The following is a 9,044-nucleotide window of genomic DNA, read 5'->3' as shown; positions in this document are numbered from 1 at the left end:
TTGTCGGGGGCCAAGACATGATCCGGGATCCCGAATCCCTCCTCCCCGGCCCGGTCGTTCAGGATAATCATCACGTTCAGATCGGGAAACCGCTTCCCGGTCAGTGAAGAGAGGTTCCCCTGCCAGACCTTCTCATCCGGTCCTCCCAACCGGCTGCAGACATAGACCGTCGTGTCCGGAAGACCGGCTTTCAGCAAGGCCCTCGCGATCCGCGACGGATGGTTCTTCGGATCCGTGAGCACGGCCACCTTGGTGCGGCTCCTGACCGTATGAATCACCGAGAGGAGATCCCGTCCATGGGCCGAGGCAAAAGCCGCATCGTCCCAGGGGATCCGGACCCGTGCAAAGGCGAGCTGCATGGAGCTCACATGGGGATGGATCTCCATCTCTTCAGGCCGGAAAGACTTGAAAAGGAACCTCGCAATCCCGAAGAAATTGGGATCGCCCGAGGTCAGCACCACCACCCTCTTCCCGAGTTTGACGGCATGATGGATCTTGCTGTCAAGCCCCTTGAGATGCCCATCCAGCGAAAACCTCTGGCCGGGGAATCCCCTGAAACCCTGCAGGATCTTTCTCCCACCGACCAGCAGGTCCGCCTGTTGGATTCGATCCAGCACCTCGGGACACAGCCCCTCCGGTCCCTTGAGTCCCACACCTATGATCTGGATCGGATGGAGTCTCTTTCCTGGTCTCATTTTGCTCCGCTCTTTGGGCGATTTGAAATTTAAGATTTGAAATTTGACATCACAAATCCCTTATCTCAAATTTAAAATTTCAAATCTCAAATCCCATCGTGTCCGCCAGCACCTTCCCGTCGTATCCGATCAGCACGGTCTTTACCCTGACCTTGCCGCTCGAGAGGGATTCACAGCTCTCCCTGGCCCGACGGCAGATCTCATTATACAGAGGTGAATCTTCAGGCAGGATTTCCCAGATCTCCCGGCTGGTGTTGGCATGAATGACCCTCTGCACAGAACCTTCGTCCATCCCGAGGCCCACGGCCCAGGAACCCAGAACGTCAAATCTCAATTCCGAGGCCTTGTAATGCGTGTCCTCATACCCCATGGCGATCTTGGACATCTTGCCGGGCATGGCCACCACGGTCACCTCGGAAACTCCCTGGTCTGAACACAGCCGAAGAGATGCGCCCACAAAGTCCCCCATCTGTACAAAGACCTCCGAGGGAAGGCCCGGCAGGAGCGCCTCGGCCGCCTTCTCGCTGGACCGGCCCGGAGTCAGGACCACCGCTTGATTCCCGCAGGCCACGGCCACTTGGATCTGCGCGGCAATGGTCTCTTCCCATGCCTTGTGGGAGAGGGGCTCCACGATCCCCGTGGTCCCCAGAATCGAGATCCCGCCCAGAATCCCCAGCCGGGGGTTCAGGGTCTTTTCAGCAAGGTTTTTGCCTTCCGGCACCTCAATGGTCACTTCAAACCGGACGCCCTGGCACTTCTTTGAGAAGTGCCTCAAGACCTGGGTCACTTCATTTGCAATCATGGACCTGGGCACCGGATTGATGGCCCACTCCCCGACCGCAATGGGGAGACCCGGCTTGGTCACCCGGCCGACCCCTTCACCTCCCGCTATCGTGAGTTCATATCCTTTCTGATCCGCTTCGCCCGGTGCTTTGCGGACCCTGGCCATGATCTCCGCACCGTGGGTCACGTCCGGATCGTCCCCCGCATCCTTGACCACGGAACAGGAGGCCGTCAGGTCATCGCACCTTAGGGTCTTAACCGGAAGCACGACCGACCCTCCCGCGGGGAGATCAATCTCTATCCGGTAGACCGGTACCCCGGTCACCAGGACCAGTGCCGCGCTCTTGGCCGCGGCCGCGGCACAGGCGCCTGTGGTGTATCCTTTGCGGAGCGGCCTGTCCGAGACTTCATCATTTTTCATTTATACTGATACTCATATTGCATATGTGCCAATGAATCTTTACGCAGGAGATATTCAACTTTGTCTTCAGCAATCAATTTAAAGGCATGCCTTATGATCTCTTTATAAAAATCACAAAACTCCGCCTTTTTGTACATATTGCCGCGGGCGTGCATTTCAGCCGGGCAGGGCGAGCCGCATATATGTCTGAAGTCGCAGGTATTACATTCTTCAATCTTTTCCACGGTCCTTGAACGTATTTCCTTAAAAGGTTTTGAGTTTATGGCCTTTGAAATCGTCGTATTAAAGATATTCCCGCCTGAAAATTCCTTGGAACCGATAAATTCTCCGCAGGGGACCATGTCGCCGCCGGCCGTGATCGTGAGAAAGGTACGGCCGCCTCCGCATGGAGAAATATCACACATCATCCGTCTGGCAGACGGCGATATGATGGCGAGAATAACGTTGGAAAAGTTCCCCACAACAATCTGCCGTCCGGATTTTATTGATAAATCCATTGCCGTATCAACAGCGTCCATGAGATTTTCCGCGAATACCTTTTGGTCCGGTTTCAGTTTCAATGCGGGCTTCCTTGTCACTCTTACCGGATTGAGAAGCACACAGGGGACCTTTTTCTTGTGAAGAAACCTCACGTGGTCGGAAAGTCTATGAACATTGAATTTAGTGACGGTTGAAATGACATTCAATCCCTCATAACCGTCAAACCAGTCTATGGCCTGCACTGCTTTCTCAAAGTTGCCGTTTCCTCTTGTCGTTGCCCGTGAAACGTTATTGATATCCGCTTCAGGGGCGTCAAGGGATATGCCGACGCCCATTCTGTGTTTTTTCATAAACTCAACATCCTCTTTTTCAAGAAGGAGAGCATTGGTCTGAATGCCGAAAAGAAGTTCTTTGTGGAACCTGTCTATTGCATTAAACAGGATGCCTTTTACCAGAAGCGGTTCTGCAGCATGGAAGACAATGACCGGTTTTTTGGATGAAGTCTTGAAATGCGCGGCAATCTTTGTCAACACGGTATCAAGCTCTCCACCTGTCATCTGTGTGCCCTTTTTTCTTATCCTTGACGGGATGTAACAGTAAGGGCAGTCGGCATTGCATCTGTCGGTAGGGTCAATGTATATGCAATTTAAATCCGCATTGAATCTGAAATCATAAAGCTCCTTGTCAAGATGCTCTCTCTCCTTCTGATACAGAGTTATCAGGTCATCAGGCATCATAAAGGCGCCGTCAACCTTTTTCGGAATAACCCCCCAGAAGACATTGTCGGCATCAAGGGCCAGCTTCCAGTCAGCATCAATGTCGGAAAAAGAGATGACGCGGTTGTTGTTGTTCATGCGTTTGAATTCCTTTCCTATAATAAATAGTTCAGGCAACTTATTAATAGTCTCGAAATAGAATGAACATGGTTCATAAAATCTCCCCTTGCCCCTCTTTTCCAAAGAGGGGGAATTCCTCCCTTTGAAAAAGGGAGGTCAGGAGGGATTTTCGATATGATGTCGTTTCTATTACGAGAACCTTAATATCAACTTTGGCGGTTCAAGCGGTTTAACCCGCTTGAACCGCTTAAACTTTTTCTACAGAGGCATCTTCTTTTTCGGCACATCGCCGTACATAACAAAATGAGTGAGCCCATTGGCTGTCTTGGCGCACTTCAGGTGATAAGAGACAGCGCTTGGCTTTTTGCTGTTCCGGGTTTTTTTATTCTCGGCTTTGGTCTTTTTAGTCATATCTTTTCACCTCCTTTCTTGTAAAATAGGTTCTTCTCCCACATAGTGGGTAAGAAGGGTTACGCTTCGCGTGCCCCGCTTTTCTCTATTTTTGTCGTTAGATCCCGGCATCTCCTTGAATCTATTTTTGCCGGGCCGGGACCGTCTGCGACGGCTACTACACTAACGTATCTTGGGGTCAAGGGTTCAAGTGAAATACTGAAACGCAAGCAAAATCTCCGGAGAAAAACACTGGAACCCTATAACCCTCGGCCCCTTATGTTCTTAGCACTTCACTTGACCCCTGGAATCCTGGACCCCTTGACCCCTGATGTTTTCACCCACTCTTTTAGAGATGATCCCAAAATTTAAACCATGGATCTTGAATTCTGCATGATCTTTATGATCTCCCTTCGAGCCTCGCCGATGGTGAGCGGGATTTTCTCAAACGGTAAACTGTCCTCATGTTTGAGACGGTAAATCAGCTCGGCGATTTGAGGAAGCCTGAGCTTGACATTTGACATCTCCTCAGGCGCTGTGAATACATCTTCAGGAGTGCCGCCCCTTACCAGATAACCTTTGCTTAAAATATACAGCCTGTCAAGAAACAAGGGGACGAGGTCAACGCTGTGGGTGGCCATGACGATCGTTACGCCATTATCCTTATTAAGCTTTCTAAGAAGACGCATCATCTTATATTCACCCATGGGGTCAAGCCCGGCAGTCGGCTCATCGAGCAATAAAATTTCATGACCCATGGCAAGGAGCCCGGCGATGCAGGCCCTTTTCCTCTGCCCAAAGCTTAGGTTATGGATGGATTTCTTTTCAAGCCCTTGAAGTTCAACCTCTTGTAAGGCAGTTAAGACCCGTATTTCAACCTCTTTAGTGCCGATCCCCATATTTATAGGACCAAAGGCAGCATCCTCAAAAAGGGTTGTTGCAAAGAGCTGGTCATCAGGGTTTTGAAAGACAAGACCAACCTTTTTATATATCTCCTTTGGAGAGAGTTTCCTGATGTTAACACCATCAAGGTGGACGCCGCCTTCAAAGTCTTTCATCAACCCATCCATGATCTTTAAGAGGGTCGTCTTTCCTGAGCCATTTGCCCCCAGTATTCCAATAAATTCGCCTCTTCTTGTCTCAAAGCTTATATCGGACAGTGCTGCGGTCCCATCCGGATATTTAAAGGAATCTATCTTGACTGATAGTCTTATCTCAGAACCCAGAGCACAGAGTCCGGGATCCGAATTTTCACCCTCTCCCTTACCATCCCCCATCGAGGGGGAGGGATGGGCGGGGGGGATATGCTCTGCATTCTGTATTCTGATTAAATCTTCCATACAACCCCCATGGCAATGATAAATAGAAGTGAAACTATAATCTCAGAAGACTTAAATGGCTTGTGTCTTAACATGGGGATATTGCCGTCATAGCCCCTTTGAATCATTGATACAGTAATATTCCGGCTGTGATCAAATGCCTTAAGAATCAAAGAGCCTGACAGAGTGCCGAATGAACTCAATCCCCGCCTTATGTTTGAGTAGCCGAGGCGGTTTTTCTGCGCATTGTAAATGACCATCGCATCTTCAAGAAGCACAAAGATATATCTGTAGGCAAACATCAATATTTCTATAAAACCCTTTGGAACCCTCAGCCATGAAAGGCCTGCCATGAATTCAGTAAACGGCGTGGAGAATCCCATGACTGCAACGACTGATACTGCGCCTATGATTCTGCTTCCTATCATAAGTCCTTCCATGAACCCGTCTTTATGTCCGACAACTTTGATGCCGAAGATGTTGATGGAAAACAGGATGCCTTCTCCAGAGAAGAATACTTTTAGAATAAGCAAGACCGATATAATGAACAATGGCTGTGAAAACCTGAGAGCAAAAATCTTTAAGGGTATCCGCATCTTTAAACAGAACAATAAACAAAGCGCTGTCACAAGCAGGGGAAGAGTAAATCCCTTATAGCTTAAAATCATTCCCAGAAGAGTGAGGGCTATAATAAGTTTCAGCCTTGCATCAACTTTTGAAAGGAGCTGCTCTTTTTTAAAGTATTCTGAAAATAGTTCCATTGGTATCCTTTTATGTCATTCCCGCGTAGGCGGAAATCCAGACTATTTAATGAACATGGATTCCTGCTTCCGCAGGAATGACAGACTAAACTTTAACTCTTCAAAATCTTTTTTTTCTCAACTATCATGCCGCTGTCCTTTGACTGCCAGTTCCTTCCAGTAATATCCTGCAGTAAAGCCTCCGATTGTGCCTGCGAGGAGAAAGACAAAAAGAAGCAAGTCGCCCTGATCCGTATTTATGAACGGTTCCCTTGCCTCCCTGCCTTGCTCCTTTGCATATTTTTCGACGACGGACTCATCAACGCCCGGCCATTTGTCAGAGGCAGTGACAGTGTCAGTGAATAGTGAACCGTGAATAGTAAACAGTAAAAAAATGATGGAGAAAATTTGAAATTTGAAATTTGAAATTTGAAATTTCATAATGCCTCCTCTGGTTTTAATACCTTCATTTTTACGAGCAAATCAGGCCTCTTTTTATAAAGCAATACCACCATGCCTGCAGTCATTGCCCCTTCAAGGATTCCCAATGGAAGTTGTGTCGGGATAAAGGCAATAAGAATCTTCCAGAAAAGCGGCAGAAACTGCGAATCTCCTTTTATGCCTGATGCGAGCTCAACGGATGTAGTCAAATATGTTGCCCAGTCTGCAAAGAGACCAGCCATGAAGCCTGCAATCCAAAGATTAGCTTTTAACGCTCTCAATCCTCTGAAGGTCAGATATCCTGCAAAGGAACCCATGATGCCCATGGACACGATATTAGCGCCCCATGTGGTCAGACCCCCGTGGGCAAGAAATAGGGCCTGAATCAATAGGGCAACTGATGAAATAAGTACGCTTATTGCAGGGCCAAGGAGGATCGCTGAGATCCCGGTTCCGCATGGATGGGAACATGTGCCTGCAGTGGGCACAGGTATCGGCATGCACGAAATGATGAATACAACAGCCGCCATTAACCCGACGAGAGGCTTGAATGAGAGGTCAATTGACGATAGTTTCTTGAGCTTATACAAGCCCCACGCCACAAAAGGGACTGCAACCAGAGACCAGAGCAATGCCCAGTTGAAAGGCAATATCCCTTCTGAGATATGCATGGCATGAGCATCAGAGGCAGTGAATAGTGAACAGTGAACAGTGAACAGTGAAAGAATAAAAACTTTTAACTTTAAACTTTTAATTTTCATAGCGCCTCCTAAAATCTAAAGGTTATTCCTGCAAGCAGGGTTAGATCCGTATCCGGCTTGTTAAGCCCGCCCTTTACACCAGCATCAATGGCAATGCTTTTAGATATCGAATAGATCAGCCCGCCGAGTATAAATGCAGGGTGTGTATTGGATGTCTTATCGGGATTTCTCTCTATCCCGATATTTCCAACAACCTTTAGATCCTTCATAACCTCCACTTCAGCGGCAAGAGATGTATGCCATATGTCATTTCGTTCATCAACCTTGTTTTCATTTCTTCTGTATCCGAGATTGAGGTGGAATGCCCATGGATTTAGTTCCCGTGTGGTAATGAAAAACAAACTATACGTTGCCTTTCCGGCACCCAGACCTTTTCCATCATCGCCCGTTGGCATGGTCATGCCGGGTTTCAAGGCAAAACCCAGACCATCCTTTTCGTAGAATCGCCACTTGAATTCAAGGGAGGTATCCGCGATCCCGCTTTCTCCGGACGTAGTTCCCGGATCCTTTGTCCTCATATCCTGGTAGGGAATGCCCAAAACAATGTCTATGTTGTCTGCTATTCCATAAGACAGCATTGTCGCTATCTCGGTGGCGTTCTCAGTTACGCCGTCTTCGTCTTCATGGGCATACTCGCCATTGACTTCGAGTTGAAATTTTCCTTTTCCCTGTGTGTCTGTGTCGTCCGTAATGAGCGGATGAGATGCAAAAGCTGTCTCTGACCAGAGAAATATAACCATTATTGCAACAGTTCTCTTAAAACACATATTTTTCTCCTTCCATCGAGGTTGTGGGAATGAGAGGTCTTCCGGCTCAGGGCTGCCTACTCACCCGCCTTCCCATCCTTCGACAAGCTCAGGACAGTGGCTATAGTTGGGTTTTCGTTCCCTTCACGGCTGCGTGACAGCAGAGGATTTTCACCTCTTTCCGCTTCTTCATTCCCTGATTCTTTACACCTTATGCCTGATTCAATCTATCTGTTCATGTATCACCCCCTTCCGCCATTTTTAATAACGCGTTCACAAGGGCCACGGCCACAGGGGTCCCGCCCTTTCTCCCGCGGTTTGTGATGTAAGCAAGGTCCGTCTGCATCAGGGCCTCTTTGGATTCGGCAGCGTCCACAAACCCGACCGGGACGGCGATCAGAAACGCGGGAGCAATCCCTTCCTCCTGATTGAGGCGGAGGACCTCCCGGAGCGCCGTAGGTGCATTCCCGATGACCAGGATCGACTCCGTAAGAAGGGAACCGAAGGAGCGGACAGCGGCCGCGGACCGGGTCATTCCAGAGGCTTGGGACTGGGCACTGACGTCCGGGTCGGCGATTCTGCAAAGGACCTCCCCGCCGCCGGCCTTCTTCAGGGCCGCCCTGGAGATTCCCGAGGCCACCATGCGGATATCGGTTAGGATCGGACACCCGCGTCGGATCAACTGCATCCCTGCCTGCACCGCTCCTGCGGAAAAGACCAAAGAACACCCGATCTCGAAATCCGCTGTAGCATGGACCACCCGGCGGACCAGAGGGAACTCGAGGGGGCTGAACCCATGTTCACCCATTTTCTGTTCAATAATCCGGAAGCTCTCCGCCTCTATGGCAGGCCCTTCTCTCCTGATCTGCATTCACTGCTCCTTGGATGGACTGTTTCGCATCTCTTCCACCCGGTTCATGACCACTTGGGCGAGCAGGGGGTCGTTCCCCAGTTCCGTGCCCATGGCCATCTCCACATGCGGAAACCGTTTTTTCAACTCCACGAACACACTCGGGAGATCCTCCCGGATGTGAATTCCGGTATGCAGAAAATAGGGGACCATCAAGACCCTTTCCGCACCCTGAGCAATACAGCGCTCCACCGCATCTTCGATGGTCGGAGGGCAGAGCTGAAGAAAGCCGCACTCCACAATGGTGAAACCACCCGCCTTCCGGATCATCCCTGCGATCCGGAACATCCCCTCATTGGCCTGCTCGGCCCGGCTTCCATGACCGATTAATAATAAAGCTTCCATCACTTCACTTCTCTTCTTTTCTGGTTCTTCTCCCATTTAGTGGGTAAAAAGGGTTCGAGGATTCCAGGGTTCAAGGGGTCAAGTGAAATACTTAAACGCAAGCAAAATCTCCAGAGAAAAACACTGGAATCCTTGAACCCTATGACCCTCGGCCCCTTATGTCTTTAGCACTTCACT

10 protein-coding genes and 1 other annotated feature are annotated in these 9,044 nt (G+C 49.5%); all 10 genes read right to left on the bottom strand.

Annotated elements, in window-relative coordinates; translation table 11 throughout:
- Window positions 1-695, bottom strand: a 695-nt coding sequence (locus AUK29_00435) for a precorrin-6y C5,15-methyltransferase (decarboxylating) subunit CbiE (GenBank protein OIP66606.1), incomplete at its 3' end; no start/stop codon positions are given.
- Between the two features lie 79 nt (window positions 696-774).
- The gene (locus tag AUK29_00430) at window positions 775-1,899 is read right to left on the bottom strand and encodes a cobalamin biosynthesis protein CbiD (protein OIP66605.1); all 1,125 of its coding nucleotides are present in this window, start codon (window positions 1,897-1,899) and stop codon (window positions 775-777) included.
- Entirely contained in the window at window positions 1,896-3,233 is a 1,338-nt protein-coding gene (locus AUK29_00425) for a peptide-modifying radical SAM enzyme CbpB (protein OIP66604.1), read from the bottom strand. Before AUK29_00425 ends, AUK29_00430 begins: the two co-directional genes overlap by 4 nt.
- A gap of 740 nt (window positions 3,234-3,973) precedes the next feature.
- Complete coding sequence (locus AUK29_00420; GenBank protein OIP66609.1) at window positions 3,974-4,819, bottom strand: energy-coupling factor ABC transporter ATP-binding protein; 846 nt, start codon at window positions 4,817-4,819, stop codon at window positions 3,974-3,976.
- 113 nt (window positions 4,820-4,932) lie between these two features.
- Window positions 4,933-5,685 (bottom strand): cobalt ECF transporter T component CbiQ, encoded by a 753-nt coding sequence (locus AUK29_00415; protein OIP66603.1) that lies wholly within the window; start codon window positions 5,683-5,685, stop codon window positions 4,933-4,935.
- Between the two features lie 117 nt (window positions 5,686-5,802).
- The gene (locus AUK29_00410; GenBank protein ID OIP66602.1) at window positions 5,803-6,105 is read right to left on the bottom strand and encodes a hypothetical protein; all 303 of its coding nucleotides are present in this window, start codon (window positions 6,103-6,105) and stop codon (window positions 5,803-5,805) included.
- Window positions 6,102-6,833 carry a cobalamin biosynthesis protein CbiM gene (locus AUK29_00405; protein ID OIP66608.1) on the bottom strand — a complete coding sequence of 244 codons (732 nt, stop codon included), beginning with the start codon at window positions 6,831-6,833 and terminating at the stop codon, window positions 6,102-6,104. The genes AUK29_00410 and AUK29_00405 overlap by 4 nt, the downstream gene beginning before the upstream one ends.
- A gap of 41 nt (window positions 6,834-6,874) precedes the next feature.
- A complete protein-coding gene (locus AUK29_00400) occupies window positions 6,875-7,633 on the bottom strand; it encodes a hypothetical protein (GenBank protein ID OIP66601.1) in 759 nt (252 codons plus the stop codon).
- A gap of 13 nt (window positions 7,634-7,646) precedes the next feature.
- Window positions 7,647-7,833 (bottom strand) — a binding site (cobalamin riboswitch).
- A 14-nt stretch (window positions 7,834-7,847) separates the two neighbouring features.
- A complete protein-coding gene (locus AUK29_00395) occupies window positions 7,848-8,483 on the bottom strand; it encodes a hypothetical protein (protein OIP66600.1) in 636 nt (211 codons plus the stop codon).
- On the bottom strand, window positions 8,484-8,867 hold the full coding sequence (locus AUK29_00390; protein OIP66607.1) for a hypothetical protein: 384 nt from the start codon (window positions 8,865-8,867) through the stop codon (window positions 8,484-8,486).
- Window positions 8,868-9,044 lie beyond the last annotated feature (177 nt).

This window comes from Nitrospirae bacterium CG2_30_53_67, from assembly GCA_001873285.1.
Taxonomy (GTDB): domain Bacteria; phylum CG2-30-53-67; class CG2-30-53-67; order CG2-30-53-67; family CG2-30-53-67; genus CG2-30-53-67.
The sequence above is the reverse complement of the archived record's forward strand: the minus strand, read 5'-3'. Positions and strand labels throughout refer to the sequence as shown.

Bases quoted from the DNA above. Each gene is read 5' to 3' on its own strand.
- AUK29_00415 (OIP66603.1), bottom strand. From the start codon at position 5,685: ATGGAACTATTTTCAGAATACTTTAAAAAAGAGCAGCTCCTTTCAAAA.
- AUK29_00395 (OIP66600.1), bottom strand. From the start codon at position 8,483: ATGCAGATCAGGAGAGAAGGGCCTGCCATAGAGGCGGAGAGCTTCCGG.
- AUK29_00400 (OIP66601.1), bottom strand. From the start codon at position 7,633: ATGTGTTTTAAGAGAACTGTTGCAATAATGGTTATATTTCTCTGGTCA.
- AUK29_00430 (OIP66605.1), bottom strand. From the start codon at position 1,899: ATGAAAAATGATGAAGTCTCGGACAGGCCGCTCCGCAAAGGATACACC.
- AUK29_00425 (OIP66604.1), bottom strand. From the start codon at position 3,233: ATGAACAACAACAACCGCGTCATCTCTTTTTCCGACATTGATGCTGAC.
- AUK29_00410 (OIP66602.1), bottom strand. From the start codon at position 6,105: ATGAAATTTCAAATTTCAAATTTCAAATTTCAAATTTTCTCCATCATT.
- AUK29_00390 (OIP66607.1), bottom strand. From the start codon at position 8,867: ATGGAAGCTTTATTATTAATCGGTCATGGAAGCCGGGCCGAGCAGGCC.